The organism is Corynebacterium sp. CCM 9203 (assembly GCF_041357675.1).
In the GTDB taxonomy this organism is placed as follows: Bacteria; Actinomycetota; Actinomycetes; order Mycobacteriales; family Mycobacteriaceae; genus Corynebacterium.
In genome coordinates this window covers 687,370-709,880 of the sequence record NZ_JAUERY010000002.1, presented here as the reverse complement: position 1 = coordinate 709,880, position 22,511 = coordinate 687,370, and the positions used below count along the sequence as shown (strand labels likewise).

Below are 22,511 nucleotides of genomic sequence, written 5' to 3'. Positions count from 1 at the left end.
ACGTGGGTGACCTCTCTCACTGTGATCAGATGCGCTTAACAATGATCGACAAACCAGCCAGCCCCAGTCGATCCCCCCGGACCGGCCCGAACCAAGGATGAAAACCACCGTGATCATCGTTCCCCGTGACATCGACTGGATGTTGGAGTTCACCTCCGGCCCGACCTTCCACGGCGCGATGCAGCTTTTCTCGACCGGCAGGGACCCGTTGGAGAACTGGCCGGTACTTGATCGTGCGGAACTCGCCTCAATGCCTGCCCGTTCGGAGCGTGGTGAGGCGGCACTGACTCTTGCAACAACTGGACACCACGTTCCCGTGACCTGCCTCGAAGAGGCACTCTTGCATCTGTGGGCCGTCGAGGAACTGCTTGCGACCGATGCCGCCACCGGAGTGACCGCACTTCATGCACCCCGTACACATTGCGCGCTTGACCAGCTCCGGCTCTTCTGTATCGCCCTCTCCGGGGTCCTGTTTGAACAGCGTCTACTGTTCTGGTTGATTTTTAACGACGAGGGCAGCATGGACTACCGGATCAACGGCGAAACCTACATCATGGGCCGTGGTGAACTCGGTATTCCGTGGGAGGTCGCGGTCAACGGTGAGTTACCGTTCCAGTTCGGAGAACTGTTCGACTCGCTCGTTCCCTGCCGTGACACGGTTCGCTGGGACCCGTGCCTGAGTTTCTACCCGGTGGGAAAACTGGACCTGTTCTTCACCGGTAGCCCCACCTCACAACCGTGGCTAACCGATACGGCGAGCAAGTTCCTCACCCGCCTAGCTGATCCCCGAGTGTGGCCCACGCTGACTGATCTGACCCGCTGTGACCCATACTTCTTCTTCGCGGCTTACCGCGGACACGCACTCAACCGGATACTCGATGAGGGAACCCCTCTCACAGTCGCTCTCAGTGTCATCGAGCAGCGGGTACCGGACCACGGCCCGGAGGAACTGTATCTGCGGCGACTCATGGAATACCTTGCACACTCCATCAACTCCGAGTGGACGTTCGCGTCACTCCTTGACGGCGGTGAGTGAGGGACCGACGGCACCTTCCACTGCTGGACAAGCACGATCAGCAGCACACACCACAAAGTCGCCGTCATCCGGGGTGATGCGTAGCTCCCAGATGACGGCGATTGAGATGGTGCGTATGGTACAGCGGGCTATTTCACCACGATGTTGATCAGTCGCCCGGGCACAACAATCTCCTTTACCACGGTTTTTCCTTCGATGTGCCCGGCCACGTTGGATTCTGCCTGTGCGGTGGCGATGATTTCCTCCTTCGTTGCATCCACGGGAACGGTGATCCGACCCCGGACCTTCCCGTTGACCTGAACGGGGAGTTCGACGGTGTCATCGGTGAGCCACTTGTCGACGAAAGCGGGGAAGTCCGTGTAGGTGATGGTATCGGTGTGCCCGAGACGCTTCCAGAGTTCCTCCGCGATGTGCGGCGCGATGGGCGCGACCATCTGCACGAGGGGCTCCACGGCGGCACGCGGCGTACCCGATGATGGGTAAGCCTTGGTGAGATGGTTGACGTACTCGATGAGCTTGGCCACCACAGTATTATCCCGTAGTTCGGCGTAATCTTCCCGGACTCCGGCGATGGTGCGGTGCAGGGCACGATTGTCATCATCGGTGAGCTCCGCGTCGGTCACGATCACGGCACCGGTATTCTCGTCTATTGCGAGACGCCACAGACGCTGAAGGAATCGGTGCGCACCGATGACGTCCTTCGTGGCCCAGGGCCGCGAAGCGTCGAGCGGGCCCATCGCCATCTCGTAGACGCGCAGTGTGTCCGCTCCGTAGTTGTCGCAGATCTCGTCCGGCGAAACCGAGTTCTTCAACGACTTGCCCATCTTTCCGTACTCCCGGTTGACCCTTTGACCACCGTGGAAGAACTCGCCGTCGATCTCCTCAACCTCGGCCGCGGGCACGTAGACGCCACGGTCATCGGTGTAGGCGTAAGCCTGGATGTATCCCTGATTGAACAGGTGGCGGTAGGGTTCCAGCGAACTGACATGACCGAGATCGAACAGAACCTTGTGCCAGAACCGGGAGTACAGCAGGTGGAGCACGGCATGCTCCACCCCGCCGACGTAGAGATCGACGCCACCCGGGTCCTGCGCACCGTGTTCCGCTGGGCGCGGTCCGGTCCAGTAGGCTTCGTTCTCCGGCGAGCAGAATATCTCGGCATTCGTCGGGTCGATGTACCGGAGCTGATACCAGGACGACCCCGCCCACTGGGGCATGACGTTGGTGTCACGGGTGTAGGTTTTCGGCCCGTCCCCGAGATCGAGTTCGACCTCAACCCAATCGCCGGCCTTGGCGAGCGGCGGGTGCGGCTCACTGTCCGCGTCCTCCGGATCGAAGGACACCGGGCGGTAGTCATCCACCTCGGGCAGCTCGACGGGAAGCATCGACTCGGGCAGGGCGTGCGCGACGCCGTCTGCGTCGTACACGATGGGGAAGGGTTCACCCCAGTACCGCTGGCGGGCGAAGAGCCAGTCACGGAGCTTGTACTGGATCGTGCCCCGGCCGCTACCCTGCTCCTCAAGCCAGGCAATGGTCTTCGCCTTGGCCGCCGCGAGCCCGAGGCCGTTGATATCCAGACCATTGTCGTTCGCAGAGTTCACGGCCGTTCCTTCGCCGGTGAAGGCGGCCTCGGTGATGTCACCACCGGAGACGACCTCCAGGATGGGCAGCCCAAAAACGGTAGCGAACTCGTGGTCTCGGTCGTCGTGGCCGGGAACCGCCATGATCGCACCGGTCCCGTAGCCGGTGAGCACATAGTCCGCGATGAACACCGGAACCTGCGCACCATTGACCGGGTTCGTGGCGTAGAAGCCGGTGAACACACCGGTCTTCTCCTTGTTCTCCTGACGCTCGAGGTCCGACTTCGCGGCGATGGCCGAACGATATGCGGCGACGGCCTCGGCGGGTGAAGCCTGGCCGTAGGTCCAGCGCTCGTCTATCCCCTCGTAGGTACCGGTGCCCTCGGCGACGAGGACATCGACCAACTCATGCTCGGGTGCGAGCACGACGTAGGTGGCGCCGAAGAGGGTGTCGGGGCGGGTGGTGAACACGTCGATGGGATGCCCGGCGGCGTCGAAGGTGACCTCGGCTCCACGAGAACGGCCGATCCAGTTGCGCTGCATCGACTTGACCTTCTCGGGCCAATCCAGAAGATCGAGATCATCGATGAGGCGATCCGAGTAGGCGGTGATCCGCATCATCCACTGGGAGAGGTTCTTGCGGAAGACAGGGAAGTTGCCGCGCTCGGACTTACCGTCGGAGGTGACCTCCTCGTTCGCCAGCACTGTGCCGAGTCCGGGGCACCAGTTGACGGTGGAGTTGGAGCGGTAGACCAGCCGGTAGGCGTCAACGACTTCAGCACGCTGCACACGGTCGAGGGTGGCGAAGTCGGAGCTACCGAACTTCTCCACCAATTCAGTGGGCACGGGGAGTTCGCCGGATTCGAGCAGCGGGATAAGCTCGCTGATCAGGCGGGCCTTACGCTGCGCCGGATCGAAGAAGGAGTTGAAGATCTGCAGGAAGATCCACTGCGTCCAACGGTAGTAGTCTGTGTCCGTCGTGGCGATCACGCGCCGCCGGTCGTGACCGAGGCCGAGGCGGCCGAGCTGGCGTTCCATGTTGTCGATGGATTCCTGCGTCTTGATCCGCGGGTGGGTTCCCGTCTGGATCGCGTACTGCTCGGCGGGCAGCCCGAAGGCGTCGTATCCGAGGGTGTGCAACACGTTCTTGCCGAGCATGCGGTTGAAGCGGCCGTAGACGTCGGTGGCGATGTAGCCGAGGGGGTGTCCGACGTGCAGCCCCGCACCCGAGGGGAAGGGGAACATGTCCTGCACGAAGAGCTTGTCCTCCGGCAACTCCGCGCCGTCCGCCGGGGCGAGATCCCCGACCGGGTTCGGCGCGTTGAAGGTGCCGTGTTCACGCCAGTGGTTCTGCCAGGTGCGTTCAATGCTGCCCGCCAGCTCCGCGGTGTAACGGTGTGCGGGAGTCTCGCTCGGTTTAGTCATAGAGCACAGTCTATAGCCGTCCCGCACGTCGATCAGCACAGGCCGCGACCCGGCTACCTATCGACTACCCATTGGCGCCGGAAACCGGCTCAGCAACGGGGGAGTATCGCCGCAAGCATGGCCGGAATGCGTACGGTGTCTGGGATCACATGCCGCAGGTTCAGGGGATCCACACAGCGGATCTGATTCTTGAGCTGTACACCGGTGACGACGCCCGGGGTCTCAGGCACCGTCGGGGGTTGGGGAACCGGGTCCGCGGGAACCACTGCGGCGTGAACGTCACGGGTGAGCTGTGCAGGTGGGCCATAGGTGCGCGCGGCGGCTGTCCACCCGTTGCCATAGGTCCCGGTGGCGTTGATCGTGCCGTCATCGGACCAGCCGAACTTCGTGGCCCAGGCCCCCGGAAGGGTAGCTGTACCGTAGTTCTGTGGATACCCGTCTGCGGCAACCGGAGTTGCGGCGGCCATGGCATCGATGATCGGCAAGGCTGTCGGATCGTTCCGGATGGCGGTCAGGAAGTGGACGACGTCATCGGTGGTCGTCGTACCCCAGCCCCAGTTCGGACCCGCTTGGCTCCGCCGCAGTCCGAAACGGTTTATGGTGTCGGCGATTGCCGTCGGATACTTCGCGGAGAGCCGCGATGCCGCCAGGTCGTCGGACGTTCGAATCATGTGTGTGACGGTATCCCGATCCACAGGGTCTCCGGCAGCGAGCACGCCGTACGCGAGGTAGAGCTTGGCGAGGGAGAGTGCGGGGCCGGTGCGGTCTCCTCGGACACTGAACACCGTGCCGTCACTGTTACGTACCGTGATTTCGGTGCGGTCCGGAACCAGCCAGGGCGTGACGGTAAGAGCTCCAGCCGATGGAACGGTAAAGAGCGTGCCGACGGCCACCAGCACTGTAACTAATAGTGTTCGGGTTTTCATCACCGCCACATTTTAAGCTCCCCACCCATAAAGACAATGGATATTAACGCTGAATGATGGTTTTTGATGGTTCCACGACACAACACACCTGTGTCCCACGACAAGAAAAGCCCGGTCCGGAGCCTTGCGGGTACCGGGCCGGGCGCAGGGGCCATACGTCGATGAATGCCTAGATCCTGGCGTCGAGCTCCTCGTCCTCTTCGATGACGTCGACCTCGTAGCCGAGGGTCTCCTGCTGTTCAGCACGGGAGATCTGCCCCTTGGCTAGTTTGTTCACCACCATCGCAATCGCGCCGTCACCGGTAACGTTGCAGGCCGTGCCGAAGGAATCGATGGCGATGTAGGCGGCGATCATCAAAGCGACCTGATCGTCATTGAAACCAAGCATCGAGGCCAGGAGACCGGTTGCGGCCATGATCGCACCACCAGGGACACCCGGCGCGGCCACCATTGTGATGCCCAGCATCAGGATGAATCCGATCGCCATCGCAAAGGTCAGTTCCATGTCGTTCATGTACATGATGGCGAAGGCGAACAACGAGATCTTGAGCATGGACCCCGAGAGGTGAGTGGTTGCGCACAGTGGAACCGTGAACCCTGCCACCGTCGGAGCGACGCCGTTACGCTTGGTGCACGCGTATGTGACGGGGATGGTGGCCGCAGACGACGAGGTACCGAGTGCCGTACCGTACGCGGGCAGCATGTTCAGGAAGGACCGCACTGGATTCCGGCCCGAGACTCCTCCCGCGATAGCGAACTGGACGACCAGGAGGATGAAAGTCATCAGAATCGCGATGACGATAACCGTACCGAAGGACGTCAGTGTGGAGGTCAGGTTGCCATTCATGCCCATCGAGAGGAAAAGACCGAAGATGAAGAGCGGAAGAAGCGGAATGATGAAGCGGGCGATGACGCGCATGATCACGCGTTCCAGATCGCGAACCGTATGGTAGAGCGTATCGCTCTTGACCGCGGTCATCGCTACACCGAGAGTAAAGGCCAGCAGCAGCGCCGTCATCACCCCGAACGGTGCGGGCATGTCGATGCTGAAGTAGCCACTCAACGCACCCTCTTCGACATCCATCGCCTCTACCATCGGCTGGTGGTGCAGCAACGACGGATACAGCAGAGCCGAGGCCCCGAACGCGAGCAGACCCGCAAACACCGTTGATCCGTAGGCGATGCCGGTGGTGATCGCGAGCCACTTGCCCGCACCACGTCCAAGCCCTGCAATGGCCGGTGTGATCAGTGCAAAGATCAACACCGGGATGAAGAATCCGAGGAAGCTTCCGAACAGTCCGTTGAAGGTTACGAAGACGCGTGCGAGCGACTCCGGGAAGAAGAAGCTGCAGACGATGCCGAGAATAATCGCGACAACGATCTTGAACAGCAGTGAGGAAGACAGTTTTTTCAGGTCCATGTGCCCTACCTAGGTCGGTGGAGTTCCGGTACACCGCACCGCTGTTCCATGACGACAGCGCGGGACGGATCGAAGGAACCCGACGCCAGCGACGTCCACTGACCGGAAAACCGGCGCGGGCATACAGGCGTGGGCTGAGCCGGAACTGTGGGAAGCCATACACCTTCCACAGAATTCCGGCATCTGGCCCTTACGATACGGGATGATGACCAGCCCACACCAATGATTTTGCTGTGGAGTTGCCGACGGGCACCCGTGTGGTCACACCCGACCGTTCCACTGGGCAACCGATCTCCCTGGACTCCGGGGTTTAGACTGAACCCCATGATCGTGATTCCCGTCCTTCTCCTCGTTCTGGCCCTCACACTGCTCGTGACAGGCGTGCTCGGGTGGACACGAAAGCTCCCCGGCAACCCCATCATCGGCATTCGCGTTGCAGAGGTACGTAAATCCCGCGACGTCTGGAATCTCGCGCACCGGGCGGCGGGGCCACTGTGGATCGCGGGTGGAATCCTCCTACTTGTCGGTGCCGTCATCAGCTTCACTGCGTCCGGATGGATGTGGCTTTTCCCGGTCGGAACACTGATCGCGGCCCTTGTCTTCACCGGGGCGGGGGCTGGACTCGGGGCACGAGTCGCCGCGGCAGCAGACGTCGCGGCGAACCGGAGTTCCGGAGGCGGTGGGGGGTGCTCATCCGGTGGGGGGTGCTGTGGCGGAGGATCCGAGAGTCAATCCGAGACGCCGATTGCAGAGGTAGACCTTGATGCCGTTCGGCGTGCCGCCAGCCAGGCCGACGGAAGCTAGAAATACCCGTGTCAACCCCCGACTTCATCCTCGATCTCCGCAGGAAAATCGGTCACGCCCCACTCTGGTTGCCTGGGGTAACAGCGATCGTTCTGCGGTCTTCGGTCCCCGAAGGCGAAGGCATACCTCCGGAGGTGTTGCTCGTCCGACGCGCCGACACCGGGGCCTGGACACCTGTCACCGGCATCGCCGATCCCGGTGAACAACCCGATGTGACTGCGCTTCGTGAGATCGCGGAAGAAACTGGTCTCCAGGCAAGGGTTGAGCGAGTGCTGTGGGTACGAGCCGTTGGTCCCGTCACCTACCCCAACGGGGATGTAGCCTCCTACATGGACACTGCGGTGCTGTGTCGACCCATATGCGCTTCTGCTGAGGTTTACCCGGCGGATGAGGAGAATACGGATGCCCGCTGGTTTGCGGTGGATCACCTGCCCGAGGTGTCGGAACGATTCAGGCAGACGATTGCAGCGGCCCTCGAAAACAGCCCGACCCGAATTGGCCTCCCCTCCAGATAGTTCACTGTATCGTGTACTATTTGAGAATGAGCCATATTGAAGCCCACGAACAGGCGCTTGTTAGACTAGGAAAGGCGCTTGCCGATCCCACTCGTTGCCGCCTCCTCCTCGCAATTTTGGATGGAAACCACTATCCGGCGCAGCTCGCCGAGCAATTAGAACTGTCGCGGGCGAACGTCTCCAACCATCTCGCCTGCCTCCGTGACTGTGGCCTCGTCCACACCCACCCCGAAGGCCGCAAAGTCCGCTACACCCTCGCCGGTCCCGAACTTGCTGCGAGCCTACGCAACCTCACCCGCGTTGTCCTTACCGTGTGCGAGGACCGGAACACCTGCCTCAACGAGATTCCCGCAGAGGTGAGCCGATGAGCGACGCATGCTGTGGCGGTGGGAACACCACACCGCCCCCGACGACAACCGACCTTCTCACCGATCGAAATACGCAGTCCATCCCCTGGTGGCGAGACACCGGCCTCATGGTGCCCGTGTTCTCAGGCATGGCCCTGCTCCTCGGGCACCTGCTACATCCCTTCCTGTTTTGGGTCGCCCTGGCACTGGGAGGATGGTCATTCATCCCACAATCGATACGGAAGCTGATCACCGGCCAGCCCGGCGGCCGACTCGGCATCGGCCTCCTGATGACTGTCAGCGCTGTGGGTTCGGTCACACTCGGTTACGTCGGCGAAGCCGCCGCCCTGGCGTTCCTCTTCTCCATCGCCGAGGCACTCGAGGAGAAGGCGATGGAGAAGGCCCGCTCAGGACTCCGTAGCCTGGTCAGCCTCATTCCGGAAACCGTGACAGTCCGCCGGGGACAGCTCACCGCGACGATCAACATCACTGATCTCATCGTAGGTGACATCATCATTGTTCGACCCGGAGAGCGTGTCCCGACTGACGGCACCGTCACAGGTGGCAAAGGCGCACTCGACACATCTGCGGTAACCGGTGAATCCATACCCGTGATGGTCAGCACCGGAGACCTCGTACCCGCCGGGTCGATAGCCGTGTCCTCGCCCCTCGAAATCACCGCAAACGCCCCCGGCACCGATAATTCCCTCACCACGATCGTCTCCATCGTCACCCGCGCACAGGCCGAGAAGGGCTCACGAGCCCGCATAGCGGACAGAGTTGCCCGACCACTCGTACCGGGGGTGCTCCTCGTAGCAATCGCCATCGCAGCAGTCGGTTCAACCATCGGAGATCCCGCCGTCTGGATCGAACGCGCGCTGATCGTGCTCGTCGCTGCCTCACCCTGTGCACTCGCCATAGCGGTACCGGTCACCGTCATCTCCGCAATCGGGGCGGCCAGTCGTTTTGGTGTCATCATCAAGTCTGGTGCCGCGTTCGAGCGTTTCGGTGCCGTCAACCGCATCGCCTTCGACAAAACGGGCACACTCACCCGCAACACACCGACCGTGGTGTCCGTCGATGGCCCCCCGGACCTTCTCACTCTCGCCGCCGCAGTGGAAAAACACAGCACCCACCCGCTTGCCGTAGCGGTCACGGCAGCCGTAGCAGAGGTCGATATCCCCGATGCGCAGGATATTGAGGAACATCCTGGACAAGGAATCAGTGGGCATATCGACGGACGCCGCATCACCGTAGGCAGCCCCCGCTTCAACCCACCTGGCGCACTGCAGCACAGGGTGGACGAGCTCGAGTCGGATGGACGGACAGTCATAGTGGTATGCGCCGATGATGCCGCTATCGGCATCATCGGCATCATCGATTCTCTCCGTGAAGAAGCCCCGGACACGATCACCGCACTGCACCGCATGGGTATGCAGGTGACGATGCTCACCGGTGATAATCTCCGTACCGCCTCCGCCGTCGGCACCGACTGCGGGATCCGGGACATTCGCGCCGAACTCCTGCCTGTAGATAAGGCTGCGGTGGTCAGCGGGTCAGGTTGGGCCATGGTGGGCGACGGCATTAACGACGCACCCGCTCTCGCATCGGCCGACATTGGGATAGCGATGGGAACAACGGGGACTGACGCAGCAATTGAGTCCGCTGACATCGCTTTCACCGGACACAGCCTCACTCTGCTCCCCCGTGCGCTCGCCCACGCACAACGCGGACGGCGCATCATGACCCAGAACATAGCCCTCGCCCTCGCCGTGATTCTCATCCTTCCACCACTGGCGCTGACCGGTGTGCTCGGACTGGCAATGATCGTGTTCATCCATGAGGCAGCCGAGATCGTCATCATCATCAATGGCTTACGTGCCTCACGGACAGCCGCGTCCCCCGTACACAACCCTGCAGAGAGAATGGTCTCTCCATAATCAGAATCAGCGGGGCCGATACCCCTATCTCGGCTCGAAGGTGACGTCCGCGACATATCAGGCGGGGGAGACAGAAGGGGGTAAATCCGTCCGCGGGCACACGTAAATGGACACAGACATGAAGCCGCGAGTAACCAGCAAAAAATGCCGAACATATCGCATTTGACCGGCTCAGCGCCCCGACTTCCCCTTAACGCCGTTCAATTCGTTATTGCGAAACCCTTATGCCTACTTGTAATAGAGGCAAGCCGTCCCTAATGTAGGCTTCGCTTACCTTATCCAAACGGGCGGGTTTACCCACACCGCGAGACCACGTCTGATCGGCCTGAGTTGCCCCGCCTGTTCCCCTACCAAGGAAGACCGTGCACTCATGAAGCAACATCACTCTCGTACCATCGGAAAGCGCGCCATCGCGACCGTCCTCTCAGCGTCCCTCATGACGACCGGCGTCATCGTCGCCACTCCACAGATCGCGGGGGCCCAGGAAAACCAGCCCACGAACAACACCGCATCTGCGTCAACGCTTCCGGAGAAGTCCGTGACCGGAGAGTCCCCCAAGAACGCGGGTAAGATCACTGGTGGAAAGCTCAGCCATGACCAGAAGGTCCTTCCCGGAGGTCTGCTCACGGTCAAAGGTTCCGAGTTCGAGCAGCGTCAGGATGTGACGCTCACCTTCAAGCTCAACGATGGCGAATTGGCGTTCCCGAAAAATCAGACGGGCACCTCGGTCACTCCTTCCAGTAGGGGATCGGTCGAGCTCCAGTCCGAATACTTCCCCGATGCCGACGGAAACTTCACAGCCACCGTCCGTGTTCCTGAGAACCTCGAAAAAGGCTACTACTGGGTCCGTGTACTCGGATCAGAACCCACAGTCTCAACCTACGGCTGGTTCGAGGTCGTTGAGAAGTTGCCCGAGGACAGCGAAGAAACCCCGGCCACTCAGCCCACCGTTACCGCAGAGAACGGGTACAAGTCCTCGCGCAGTGGTTCCATCAGGATTCCTGTAAAGATCACCGGTTTCCCGGCAAACACCGATCTCATACCCTTCGTCAATGATACGGAAGCGAAGTGGTCAACGGGTCGACATAAGTCAAAGACCATCACCACTGATGAGAACGGTACGGCCGAAGGTACAGCCTACGTTTCATCGAAGGAGGGGCTGAACGCCGGTGTTCCGGTTGTTGTCAAGGTCCAGGCCAAGGATGAGAATAAGACCAGCGCCGTCTCGAATGAGGTCATCGTTAATCCGTCGGTGAAGATTCTCTCGAGCACCGTTGATGGCCTCGATGACTCAGCTCGGAACTCCACCGTCAAGGTTCAGGTTGTCGGCCTCCCCAAGGACGCATCAGTAACTTTCGTCGGTGTCGGTGAAACCAACTTCCTGACCGGCGATCAGAAGGGTGTCTCCAACGATGATTCCCTCGCTGAGATCACGGACGTGAAGATTCCCGGGAACGAGGACCTACTCGGCAAACCGATCACCATCAAGTACACGGTTGATGGAAATGAGCGCAGCTCCGAAACGTACTACACCGTCACACCCGACAACTCCCTCTTCGGCACGGATAAGTACACCGTGGAAAAGGCTGAACTCGACCCCGGCCTGTACCAAGTTCGGTTCAACCACAACAACGGCAAGCTGTATGTTGCCCGGACTGACCGTTCCTCCAACAAGGCCGGTACGCGCCTCATGATCGTCAATCCGGACACCCTCAAGGTTGAGAAGGAGATCGAGCCCAAGGCGACCGGCGACAATAACGCCCAGGTCTTCGGTGTCGGGCTTGATCAGAAGCGTGATCGTGTATGGACCACAAACTCGACAGCCGACTCCGTCGCGGTCTACGACGCCGACCTCAATCTGATTCACCAGTTCCCTGCCGATGTCGTTTCTCATGGCCGTGACGTCGTGATCGACGAAAACACTGGCCTCGCTTACGTCGGTTCACCGCGTTCCGATGCCGAGTCCCTCACCGTGTTCAACGCTGAGACCAAGACCTACAAGCAGCTTCCGACCCCCGGTTTCTCCGGCGCGATGACACTACGTCTGGATCAGGAGACCGGAGACCTCTACAGCGTCTCCCAGAGTGCTCCGAAGGCAGTGAAGGTGAACGTCCGGACCAAGGACGTCGAGGTTTACGATCTCCCCGAGGACAAGGTTGGTCGCGCATCCGGGCTGGCCATCGATCCGGCGACCGGTTACCTCTACATCGCCAGCCAGGACACCCACAACGTGGTGGTCTTCGACCCGGCAAAGAAAGTCGTTGTCGCTGACATTCCCACCGGTGACCAGGCTCTGTCCGTGGTGTACAACCCCGTGACCAAGCGGATTTACACCGCCAACCGTACAGCCGGCACCGTCACCGTCATTGATCCCAAGACCAACGAAAAGGTCGCGAACCTCGATGCCGGGATCTACCCCAATGATCTTGAGGTTGATAACAAGGGCCGGATCTTCGTCACCAACAAGGTGAGCCGTACCGGTGCTAACAAGGACGGATTCTTCCGATTCACCCCCGTCGAGACAGCACCGGCACCGACGACCACCTCGTCCACACCGGCACCGACGACCACCTCGTCCACACCGGCACCGACAACGACCTCGTCCACACCGGCACCGACGACCACCTCGTCGACATCGGCAACGACGACCGTCTCGTCCTCAGCGGAAACACATCTGCCGAAGTTCCTGACCGGATTCCTGGTCTCATTCGGCGTTGTCAGTGGCCTGGCAGCCCTGTTCGGATTCCTGGCTAAGATCGGGATCATTCCGGTCCATGTCCTACCGGTGGAACTCCGTAACCTGCTTCACATGTAGTTCCCCAGAGGTCCACTCCGACGATCCACCCTGACCTGGCCGGAAAAGTTGCCCCGTCTGCATGCATCCGATATGCGGCGGGCAGCGGATTCCGGCCAGGTTTGGTACCGGTCGTCGTAGTGACCGATGAGCTGATCCCGGTTGTACCCTGCACCCGGTATCTGCATCTTCGGCCACTGAATCACCGCCGAAAACCGATAACGAGGAGTTCAAAAAATGAAACGTCGCGCCTTCTTACGCGCCGGAGTACTCGCATGCGCTGCAGCACTCGGCCTCACCGCCTGTGGCGGCGACGGTGGCTCTGGATCAAACCCCACCGTAGAGACGCGGACGGTCACCGATGTCGAGGGGACGAGCGTTGACGTTCCGGTATCCCCCCAGCGTGTCATCGCTCTGTCAGAGCCGACACTGGACGGTCTCCTCGCACTGGGTGTCACTCCTGCCGGTGCGGTCGCAGGCCGAGGACAGAGTGACATCGCCGGTTATCTCCGGGAGCAGGCCCAGGGCGTCCCGCTCCTGGGTAACGTCGCGCAACCGAACTTCGAGGCTATCGGCGCCGCCAAGCCTGACCTGATCCTCGTCGATGGCACGAGTATCAACAATAATCCTCCGGTTATTGAGGCCCTACGTGCGATTGCACCAGTGGTGTACACGGGTTACGCCGGTGGCGACTGGCGCATCAATTTTCGCCACATCGCCGACGCCATGAATATGACGGACGCCGCTGAACAGGTAATCGCGGATTATGACGCCCATGTCGCCGAAGTCAAGGCGCTCCTCACGGATTATCAGGACTCCACCTTCTCCATCGTCCGATGGCAGGGTAACTCTGCGGCGCTGATTCTCAAGGAGCTGCCTGCCGGCATCGCTCTCGAGGATCTCGGGTTGCATCGGCCCCCGAATCAAGACAGGAGGGGACGAGGCCACTCAGAGCCGGTCTCCCAGGAGAATCTCCGGGATATTGACGCGGACTACATCTTCTTCGGCACTCTTGGGGGGTCAAGCGTGAACAATCCCGCCGCAGGAGGTTCCGCAGATCTCGATGAGGCCCGCTCCGCGCTGGCACAGGCTGAGGAGGTGCCCGGTTTCTCAGAATTGAAGGCTTACAAGAACGGCACCATCATTCCCGTCGCCGGAGACCTGTGGACCAGTACCGGTGGCCCACTACTCATGAACCACATCCTCGATGACGTCGCCCAGCTCGCATCGTGACTCACCATCGCTCTTTCACCCACTGAAGGATTCTTCGTGTACCCGTCTTCCCGCCGCAGGCTTCGTCGAGTCGGCGCACTCGCCGTCACCACGCTCATCACAACCCCTTTCCTCTGCATCTCCGCTACCACAGCTACTGAGGAATCCACCGAGAGCATCGTCACGGACACTTTCGATAATGAAGCGTCCGAATACGCTCAGAATGAGGAGAATCTGTTCGGTCCGCTACTACTGATGTCCGAGGACACCGAGGTTATCAGTGGTAAAACCGAAGATGGAGCCTCCGCAGAGATCCCCTACGCCGTAAATCCCGGTGATACAGTGACCCTTAGAGGCAGTAACTGGACCTCGACAGACAAGAGCGCAGGCTCCACTCTCGTCGTGAAGCTCTACTATCAACTCGCCGACGGTCAGACCGGCACCTACCAACGGACCGGAACCGATGTGGTGGACCATCCGAAAAACGGGAATCCCGAACCAACCATCTGGAAACTCTTCAAGGCCGATTCTGAGGGCAACTTCGCCATAGATCTCGACCTCCCGAAAGAACTTGAACCTGGTCAAAAACTGAGCGTCACCATCACCAGTGGTCTGGCTAACAGTGCCGATGCTCAGCGCTCCCTGGTTCTCGATCCGTTAAAGATCGGCGGTGTCGAGTGGGTCGAACCGGACAAGGGTGACACCATCACCTGCACCCCCAGTACCCCGAAAGCCGTGGTCAAGGTGGCACAGACGGCTGTACCCGGTGGGACCCTCAGAATCTCCGGCACCGGATTCTGCCATCCCACTGACGGTGGCTCCCTTCTGTCAATCAAAATCGACGACGGCCTTTACAAACACGTCCCGGGGCATACCGTGCACGATAACGACACCATCTGGGCCATTGTGCCGGCAGATGACCGTACTGGGGACTTCTCCATAGACCTACATCTTCCGGATGGCACGGACAGCGGTCCATACGGATCCGACCCCGTGTTCACGACAGGGGCACACAGTATCCGCGTTCTCACTGGCACACTCAAGGAAGGTGACCGGACACGAACCATCCCACGTCGCGGTAGTAACGACACCGAGTTCGTGGTGGGTGAGTACCGTCCGAGTGGCGTCCCTGACCCACTCCACTACACCGAGACACTCACGGACACCGTCCGCAACGGGGTCTCTGCGACCGAAAGCAACCAACAAGTTACCGTGACCATACCCGGTGCCAAGCCAGGTGACTGGTTGTTCGCCAGTGCTTACATCGAAGACTCATCCCGGCGGCTACCGTGGGCCGATAACTGGTACACGGTCAATGATCAGGGACAGATCTCCCTTCCACTCAAAGACGCTGATATCCCGGAGGGGCGTCTGAAACTCGTCCTCCAGTCAGGAAATCAGGGACATACCGGTGAACTCGTAGGCTGGTCCTGGATCACACTGAAGGAGAGCACCGGAAACGGCCCGGGTGACACACCTCAACCCGGAGGTCCGGAGATTCCATCAAGAACGGGTATGGACCTCATCTTCGCCGTTCTACCCATCGCCACGGCGATCGACGGCTTCTCCGGGAAACTCAACGAGCTGTCTAAGGGAATTGATAGCTTCAGGCGGGAGAGCGGGATCGATACTCGTGAAAGCAGGGCCAACGAGACGGAGAACACCGTTCGCGATTCCGGGAACACCAATCAGTATCCGAATGACGAGGAACCCAGTGTGGTCACCGTGATTCAGCGGCGATCCACCGGTGGCGGCGGCGGGGGAACGCCCGCATCAGGAAACCGAGGTACGGCCTCACCACGTGGCAATAACCAGATTGAGTATCCTCCGCAGCCAGAAAATACTCCTCAACCTCCCGTACTCAACATCTCCAACCTGACCCCACGCCGGAAGGGGACAGTCGAAGCCATGTCCGATGATGACGGTGTGCTCACGCTGACCGTTCCCGATCTCTCTGCGGGGGACTGGGTGTATCTGTTCTCCTATGGTCCGAAACCGGAGCGAATCGGCTGGGCACAACTCGATGAGAACAAGCAGATGCTCCTCGACGTATCAGGACTTGGCCCGGGTGAACACAAGATCGCACTTGTGGACGCCAAGGAAAACCTCGTCGGTTGGGTAGATGTTCCGAAGACCTCCCTGAGTTCCTCCTCTGGTAGTGCAGATTCCACCGGTTCTGCGTTCCCCGCCGAACGGCCACAACCAGTCGTGGCAACCGCACCCCTGATGACCGGTGCGGACTGGGCGTTCATCCTCGGAGCCTTCGCCATCGCACAGCTCGCCATGCTCGGTGCGCTGGCCTATACGCGCCGACGGAACTAACGCCTCAACACACCGCACCCCTTTTCCTGACCCACCATCTCGCTTGAATCCCTGGAGTACACAATGAGTCCCTTCACCTCCCGAATCACCACAGCGGGCGCCGTTTTGGCCACCGCTTTCCTTATCAGCCTGCCTACCGCCTGGGCGGTACCGCCTGGCGGTGCCAGCAGTGACACCCCGGGCACGTCCTCCTCGATCTCACCACAGACGGTCGCTCCCTGTGATTCCCTGAGCTACTCCGTATATGGGTTCCCCCCCGGAGAGACCCTGAACATCAAGATTGATGACGGAGCGGGCTTCAATCAGTCGGTCCACGGGACCGGCGTAGTCGGCACACAGGTAATCAGCTCCGATGGCAGCGCGTCTGGCTCAGTCCAGCTTCCCTGTGACATCAATGACGGAGAGCACTGGCTCCGCTTCCTAGCTAGTGAACCAGTGGGCGACGACAGTGCCCTCGGATCAAAGGGTTATTCCCATCACAGTGATTACTTCACCGTCTCTTCCGGAAACAATAACTCAGGAGGAGACAGCGATTCCGGTGCAGGTCGTACTGGAGGGGACAACAACGCTGCGGCACGGGACAACAGCGGTGGCTCTCGACGCACCGCGTCTCCGCAGGGTAACCGTTCACAGGGATCTCGTAACACGGAGAATCGCGGTGGCGCACAGCGCTCAACAATCACCAAGGTCGTCGACGAACCTGCGGCGAACGCACCGCACCACGCCGGAGCCGGTGGAGCCGTACGCGCTGAAGCGGGTTCGGGCACCAGATCAGGCGACGGTGGCCGAGCGGCCAAGCCGCTGGGCCAGACGAAACTGTCAGCGGGCGGTAACGGTACTGTGACAACAGATACCGACGCAGGTGATGACGGCGACGCCTACTACGAGTACGTCCCGGTGCAACAGACTGCACAGGCCGCAAACTCTCAGGCACCCATCGTAGGCATGCTGATCGGCGGTGCCATCCTGGTCGTCGGCCTATCCGGGGTGGGAGCATACCTGTTCACCCACCGAAACAACACCGCACCACAGCGCTGATTAACTGATGTACCGTAGTCGTCGCCAACTCGGATTCCTGGTTGCCGGGATTCTTCTCTTAAGCCTCATCATCTCGTCGCTCATGATCGGGTCAAACCCGATTCCGTTCACCGACGTGCTTCATCTGTTGGTGCATCCAGACCTGAGCTTCGAATCCACGGTCGTCCACGAACAACGGATCCCCCGGACCATTCTGGTAATCGTCGTGGCCGCCGCCCTCGGAAGCGCCGGAGCACTCATGCAGTCCCTGACCCGTAACCCTCTGGCTGACCCTGGGGTACTGGGAGTGAATGCCGGAGCGTCACTCGCGGTGGTCGTATCCGTGGCCGTGGTTGGAGTCACGAGCATCTGGTTCTATCTATGGTTCGCTTTCGCGGGTGCCGCCGCCGCCGCCATCGTCGTGTACATTCTCGGTGGAGCGGGACGAACCGCTCCGACTCCCGTCCGACTCGCCCTCGCTGGCGTAGCCGTCACGATGGCTGTGTCCTCGATCGTCCAGGTTGTGATTCTCTCCGACCGAAACGCCTTCAACGAGTTCCGGTTCTGGGCCACCGGTTCCGTCGAGGGGCGGGGCTGGCCCATCCTGACCGCTGTCGGCGGCTTCATATTTCTCGGTCTCCTGATCGCCTTCGCCGTCGCACCGAGTCTCAATGCACTCGCGTTGGGGGATGAGGAGGGACGTTCACTTGGGGTCCGTGTCGAACGGGTCCGGACGCTGGTCATGGTTGCCGTAACGCTGCTCGCCGGCGCAGCGACAGCAGCAGTTGGCCCGATCATGTTCATCGGGTTGGGAGTACCCTACATCGCCCGGTTCATCTGCGGCCCGGACCAGCGTTGGGTTCTACCGTTCTCTGCACTGTCCGCCCCGGTGGTACTCCTGACTGCAGACATCATCGCCCGCATCATCGTGGCCCCCCAGGAACTACAGACCGGAATCGTGACAACAATCCTCGGAGGCCCATTCTTCGTCGCCATCGTTCGCCGTCGTCGGATCGAGGCACTATGACCAGACGAACACCGTTCCGTCAAAGAGTATCCAGTCAACCGCACCCCCGGCATCTCTTACTGCATCGCGGTTCGTGGACCCTACGAATCGAACGTCGAGCATTTCTCGCAGCTTCAGTTATCACAATAGCCACCTGCGTTATCGCGATAATAGCCCTGATGCTCGGAGACTATCCGATCTCAGTGCTTCAGGTTATCCGTTCTCTGCTCGGAATCAGTGACGACCCTCTAGCCCAGTTCTTCGTCCGCGATCTCCGTGCCCCACGCGTCGTCATGGCGATGCTCGTCGGTGCCGCATTGGGTGTATCAGGTGCGATCTTCCAGGCCCTGACCGCCAACCCGCTGGGTAGTCCCGACATCACCGGGTTCACGGTGGGAGCAGCTACGGGCGCACTCGTACAGATCATCATCTTCAACGGCGGGCCACTCGCCATCGGTACCGGAGCGATGTTGGGTGGATTCGCCACGGGAGCTGCGGTCTACCTTCTTTCCCGGAGCAATGGCGTCACCGGCACCCGGTTCGTGCTCATCGGCATCGGTGTCGCAGCCGTTCTTCAGGGAGTGAACGCTCTCCTGGTTGTCCGGGCATCACTGACCGCCGCCCAGACCGCCGCCCAGTGGCTCGCAGGCTCGTTCAACGCAACCAGTTGGAGCGGAACCATCACACTGGGGGCAGTACTTGCACTTTTGCTCCCCTCATCATTACTACTCTCACGCCCCCTGGGGGTGATGCTCACAGGCCCCGACCTCGCCGTCGGTCTCGGAGTCCGAGTCGATCTCCGACGGGTACAATTAATTGCCCTCGGGGTGGCACTCGTCGCCGTCACGGTGGCAGCCGCCGGCCCCATCGCATTCGTCGCCCTAGCCGCCCCACAGCTCGCCCGCCGCTTGACTCAAACCAGTGGCCCCGGTCTCGGAGGCGCTGCACTCATGGGTGCCTTCCTCGTCCTGACTTCCGACGTCATTTCCCAACGCCTATTCGCCCCCACCCAGCTACCCGTCGGAGTAGTCACCGGATCTCTCGGAGGTATCTACCTGATCTGGCTGCTCTCACGGGAGTGGCGAAAGGACCGCACATGAACCAGACCCCCATCAGCCCGAATCCCACTGATAATCACCACCTACCCGCCCCTGGAGCACGGCTTCAGGGCAAGAACATCACCGTGGCCTACGGCAGTAAAGTCGTACTGGAAAATCTTAGCGTTGCTATTCCCGATGGCGAATTCACAGTCATCGTCGGACCCAACGCATGTGGAAAATCAACTCTCCTCCGAGCATTGGCACGTATGCTGCCGACATCTTCCGGTATCGTCGAACTCGACGGAACATCCATCGGGGATCTCCCGCCCAAGGAGGTCGCACGCCAGCTCAGCCTACTGCCACAGTCACCGGTAGCACCTGATGGCATCGTTGTGGAGGATCTCGTCGGGCGGGGCAGGTACCCGCACCAAGGCGTCTTCCGGCAATGGTCACCTGCGGATCAGGCAGCCGTCGAACAAGCGATGAAGAGGGCAAACATCACAGCTCTCGCCCAGCGCTTCGTGTCGGAACTCTCGGGTGGCCAACGGCAACGTGTCTGGATATCTCTGGTTCTGGCACAGGAGACACCCATCGTCCTCCTCGATGAGCCCACCACCTACCTTGACATCACTCATCAGGTGGAGGTTCTCAACCTTGCCCGCAATCTCCAGCGGGAGGGAGTGACGGTCGTGGCGGTTCTCCACGAACTAACACTCGCGTTTCGGTACGCGACGCACCTCATCATGATGAATGAAGGGAAAATCGTGGGCACCGGGCCCGTCTCCGAGGTGGTCACCACCGAACTAATCCAAGAGGTGTACGGACTACCTTGTGACCTCATCACTGATCCACACTCGGGTCGGCCCATCGTCGTCCCCATTGATCAGGACTAACCCGCAGGCGTTATCACCAATGGCCGACTTGTCCGGATGCACCACAAAAACATCCGAACAAGTCGGCCATTGACCTATTCTGTATGACACAGAAAATTCTTCAGCGCCACATTACCCACGGCACAGTACCTCCCGGAAAGTACTCCGTGGGGCCAACATCAACCACACCCACGACCCCGATACAACGCGTCTCGCCGTAACGTCCGCTCCGTGAGTGCTATCTGCCACGAAAAGCGCCGTCTACATCCTGGTCACCGCAAAAGGCTTCGCGCCGGAGAGTGCGCTGTCGGCCACCGTCGATGGACATCCCCCAGTGGCACACCGGCCACGGTAGAACCACTGAGACCATCACCGTGGACTCCGAGGGATCCGCCCAAGGCGAACTCAAGGTCGCGCCCGGTCTCATCACCGCCGGTGTGGACCATACTGTCGTGGTCAGTGCGGGAGACACATACGCCGAGCAGACCGTCTCCGTTGATCCGGCGGTAAAACTCACCACAGCCGGTAACGAGAAAATCGAAAACTCCGCTCTGAACTCTACCGCCAACATCATCGTTACCGGCCTACCCGAGAACGCGACAGTCACCTTTGTCGGTGTCGGGGACCGTAACCTCCTCGCCACAGATCAGACCGGGGTATCCGGGACGGATCTACGCACGATGATCGCAAATCTCGTCATTCCCGAACAACTCGGCGCTCCTCGGCAAGAACATCCGCATCAGCTACAGTATTGACGGAGTTGAAAGCACCTACGAGTCACATGTCTCAATCACACCGGACAACGCACTCTTCGGGACTGACAAGTACACCGTCGAAAAGGCGGCACTTCCAGCAGGTGTCTACCAGAACCGATACAGCACCTCCGAGAAAGCACTGTTTGTCTCCCGCACTGATTTCTCCTCGGAAGACAAGGCATCGGGTCTGATGAAGGTTGATCCGGCAACTCTCGAGGTCATCAATGAGATCCGCCCTGCCTCATCCGACGACATCGACGCCAGGGTATTCGGGGTCGAAATCGATGACAGGCGAGGTCTGGTCTGGACGACCAACACCATCGGTAATTCGGTAGCCGTCTACCGTGCGTCCGATCTGAGTCTGGTCAAGCAGTTCCCACCGGGACGGTCAACCATCCCCGCGCCGTGGTGGTGGATCAGTCCACAGGTAAGGCCTACGTATCCTCGCCCATTACCGAAACGGACTCCATCGCGGTGTTCAACAGTGAGACCCTGGTGCAGGAAGACTCCCTGCCGACCCCGGGATTCGGCAATGCCATGGGCTTACAGATGAACCAGGAAAACGGTGACCTCTACTCGGTGTCGCTCCGCGCACCGAAGGCCGTCAAGGTTAATGTCCGCACCGGTCAATCCACCATTTACGAACTCGATGAGGATATGGTTTCACGGGAATCATCGGTAGCCGTTGATTCTGACACCGAGACGCTCTTTTGCCAGCCAGCTCACCAACAATGTAATCGCTTACAGCCTGAAGAATTCGACGGTCAAGGCAAACATCGCCACCGGCGCACAGGCACTGTCCGTCATCTACGATCCCTCCTCGAAAAGGATCTACGCGGTAAACCGTACGGCTGGGACCCTGACTGTCATTGATCCGGCCACCAATGACAGGATCACCAACCTCGAAGCCGGTTCCTTCCCGAACGACGTCACCTTTCGATGAGAGCGGAAATATCTTCGTCGTCGGTAAGTCGAGTCGTAGCGACGAGTCCGGCCCGGACAGCATCTATCGTTTCACACCGGAGAACACCGCTCCCGCACCGAGCGATCCCGGCTCATCTCATCCCGCAGCCGCTGAGCGATCTACTCAACGTCTGATCACCGGCCGATGTTCCCCGGTCTCGACCACCCCACCGAATAGTCTGCGCCGGGGATCGTGACCGGGCTCCGCTCCCTTTCGCCTACCAGGGGATCTTAGGCCTAGAGTTTGGGCCTACCCCTTCAGGACGGGATACAACCATCCCACTCATCAAACCAACAGCCGAGGATCCTAAGTTTATCTCCCACACCGGGGCCAAACTCGTTCAAAACGGGTCGCTCCCCATAGGTCTCTGGGCCATCAGTAAGGGCTGCATCTTCTCACCCTGTGACTGCAAACGTAACCATCCCCGGGCCGACAAACGCCGTTTACACAGGCAATCACGATATGAGGACTGAAAGGTTCCGGGGATACACGGCGGGAGTGCCCTCGAACTTATCCCGACCTTCTTCTACGCGACT

General features: G+C 60.3%; 17 protein-coding genes. 14 read left to right on the top strand and 3 right to left on the bottom strand.

The genetic code is table 11. The features are described from left to right. The first annotated feature begins 109 nt into the window (after positions 1-109). The gene (locus tag QWU44_RS06590) at positions 110-1,036 is read left to right on the top strand and encodes a hypothetical protein (protein WP_370914867.1); all 927 of its coding nucleotides are present in this window, start codon (positions 110-112) and stop codon (positions 1,034-1,036) included. Between the two features lie 128 nt (positions 1,037-1,164). Here QWU44_RS06590 and leuS read toward each other — a convergent pair whose 3' ends face one another. The 3 genes from leuS to QWU44_RS06575 all read right to left on the bottom strand — a co-directional run bounded on the left by leuS (position 1,165) and on the right by QWU44_RS06575 (position 6,387). Next, positions 1,165-4,041, bottom strand: a complete 2,877-nt coding sequence (gene leuS, locus QWU44_RS06585) for a leucine--tRNA ligase (protein WP_370914866.1) — start codon at positions 4,039-4,041, stop codon at positions 1,165-1,167. Between the two features lie 89 nt (positions 4,042-4,130). Beyond that, entirely contained in the window at positions 4,131-4,970 is an 840-nt protein-coding gene (locus tag QWU44_RS06580; RefSeq protein ID WP_370914865.1) for a hypothetical protein, read from the bottom strand. A gap of 166 nt (positions 4,971-5,136) precedes the next feature. After that, positions 5,137-6,387 carry a dicarboxylate/amino acid:cation symporter gene (locus tag QWU44_RS06575; RefSeq protein ID WP_370914864.1) on the bottom strand — a complete coding sequence of 417 codons (1,251 nt, stop codon included), beginning with the start codon at positions 6,385-6,387 and terminating at the stop codon, positions 5,137-5,139. A 324-nt stretch (positions 6,388-6,711) separates the two neighbouring features. On the opposite strand from QWU44_RS06575, the gene QWU44_RS06570 reads away from it, so the two are divergent. The 13 genes from QWU44_RS06570 to QWU44_RS06510 all read left to right on the top strand — a co-directional run bounded on the left by QWU44_RS06570 (position 6,712) and on the right by QWU44_RS06510 (position 21,954). Continuing rightward, positions 6,712-7,191: an SdpI family protein gene (locus QWU44_RS06570; RefSeq protein WP_370914863.1), complete on the top strand. Its 480-nt coding sequence runs from the start codon at positions 6,712-6,714 to the stop codon at positions 7,189-7,191. A gap of 8 nt (positions 7,192-7,199) precedes the next feature. After that, a complete protein-coding gene (locus tag QWU44_RS06565; RefSeq protein WP_370914862.1) occupies positions 7,200-7,706 on the top strand; it encodes an NUDIX domain-containing protein in 507 nt (168 codons plus the stop codon). Positions 7,707-7,732: 26 nt separating this feature from the next. Then, a complete protein-coding gene (locus QWU44_RS06560) occupies positions 7,733-8,074 on the top strand; it encodes an ArsR/SmtB family transcription factor (RefSeq protein ID WP_370914861.1) in 342 nt (113 codons plus the stop codon). Continuing rightward, positions 8,071-9,993, top strand: a complete 1,923-nt coding sequence (locus QWU44_RS06555) for a heavy metal translocating P-type ATPase (RefSeq protein WP_370914860.1) — start codon at positions 8,071-8,073, stop codon at positions 9,991-9,993. Before QWU44_RS06560 ends, QWU44_RS06555 begins: the two co-directional genes overlap by 4 nt. A 370-nt stretch (positions 9,994-10,363) precedes the next feature. Continuing rightward, entirely contained in the window at positions 10,364-12,808 is a 2,445-nt protein-coding gene (locus QWU44_RS06550) for a hypothetical protein (protein ID WP_370914859.1), read from the top strand. Between the two features lie 216 nt (positions 12,809-13,024). Further along, positions 13,025-14,020, top strand: a complete 996-nt coding sequence (locus QWU44_RS06545) for an ABC transporter substrate-binding protein (protein ID WP_370914858.1) — start codon at positions 13,025-13,027, stop codon at positions 14,018-14,020. Positions 14,021-14,056: 36 nt separating this feature from the next. After that, entirely contained in the window at positions 14,057-16,321 is a 2,265-nt protein-coding gene (locus QWU44_RS06540; RefSeq protein WP_370914857.1) for a hypothetical protein, read from the top strand. A 63-nt stretch (positions 16,322-16,384) separates the two neighbouring features. Then, entirely contained in the window at positions 16,385-17,359 is a 975-nt protein-coding gene (locus tag QWU44_RS06535) for a hypothetical protein (protein WP_370914856.1), read from the top strand. 7 nt (positions 17,360-17,366) lie between these two features. Next, complete coding sequence (locus tag QWU44_RS06530) at positions 17,367-18,365, top strand: FecCD family ABC transporter permease (RefSeq protein WP_370914855.1); 999 nt, start codon at positions 17,367-17,369, stop codon at positions 18,363-18,365. Next, complete coding sequence (locus tag QWU44_RS06525) at positions 18,362-19,444, top strand: FecCD family ABC transporter permease (RefSeq protein WP_370914854.1); 1,083 nt, start codon at positions 18,362-18,364, stop codon at positions 19,442-19,444. The genes QWU44_RS06530 and QWU44_RS06525 overlap by 4 nt, the downstream gene beginning before the upstream one ends. Further along, positions 19,441-20,277, top strand: a complete 837-nt coding sequence (locus QWU44_RS06520; RefSeq protein ID WP_370914853.1) for an ABC transporter ATP-binding protein — start codon at positions 19,441-19,443, stop codon at positions 20,275-20,277. Before QWU44_RS06525 ends, QWU44_RS06520 begins: the two co-directional genes overlap by 4 nt. A gap of 299 nt (positions 20,278-20,576) precedes the next feature. Next, a complete protein-coding gene (locus QWU44_RS06515; protein ID WP_370914852.1) occupies positions 20,577-21,011 on the top strand; it encodes a hypothetical protein in 435 nt (144 codons plus the stop codon). Positions 21,012-21,696: 685 nt separating this feature from the next. Further along, entirely contained in the window at positions 21,697-21,954 is a 258-nt protein-coding gene (locus QWU44_RS06510) for a YncE family protein (protein ID WP_370914851.1), read from the top strand. Positions 21,955-22,511 lie beyond the last annotated feature (557 nt).

Excerpts from the sequence above, each read along its gene's own strand:
- QWU44_RS06575 (WP_370914864.1), bottom strand. The coding sequence starts at position 6,387 with ATGGACCTGAAAAAACTGTCTTCCTCACTGCTGTTCAAGATCGTTGTC.
- QWU44_RS06530 (WP_370914855.1), top strand. The coding sequence starts at position 17,367 with ATGTACCGTAGTCGTCGCCAACTCGGATTCCTGGTTGCCGGGATTCTT.
- QWU44_RS06535 (WP_370914856.1), top strand. The coding sequence starts at position 16,385 with ATGAGTCCCTTCACCTCCCGAATCACCACAGCGGGCGCCGTTTTGGCC.
- QWU44_RS06555 (WP_370914860.1), top strand. The coding sequence starts at position 8,071 with ATGAGCGACGCATGCTGTGGCGGTGGGAACACCACACCGCCCCCGACG.
- QWU44_RS06560 (WP_370914861.1), top strand. The coding sequence starts at position 7,733 with ATGAGCCATATTGAAGCCCACGAACAGGCGCTTGTTAGACTAGGAAAG.
- QWU44_RS06515 (WP_370914852.1), top strand. The coding sequence starts at position 20,577 with ATGGACATCCCCCAGTGGCACACCGGCCACGGTAGAACCACTGAGACC.
- leuS (WP_370914866.1), bottom strand. The coding sequence starts at position 4,041 with ATGACTAAACCGAGCGAGACTCCCGCACACCGTTACACCGCGGAGCTG.
- QWU44_RS06550 (WP_370914859.1), top strand. The coding sequence starts at position 10,364 with ATGAAGCAACATCACTCTCGTACCATCGGAAAGCGCGCCATCGCGACC.
- QWU44_RS06520 (WP_370914853.1), top strand. The coding sequence starts at position 19,441 with ATGAACCAGACCCCCATCAGCCCGAATCCCACTGATAATCACCACCTA.
- QWU44_RS06570 (WP_370914863.1), top strand. The coding sequence starts at position 6,712 with ATGATCGTGATTCCCGTCCTTCTCCTCGTTCTGGCCCTCACACTGCTC.
- QWU44_RS06545 (WP_370914858.1), top strand. The coding sequence starts at position 13,025 with ATGAAACGTCGCGCCTTCTTACGCGCCGGAGTACTCGCATGCGCTGCA.
- QWU44_RS06525 (WP_370914854.1), top strand. The coding sequence starts at position 18,362 with ATGACCAGACGAACACCGTTCCGTCAAAGAGTATCCAGTCAACCGCAC.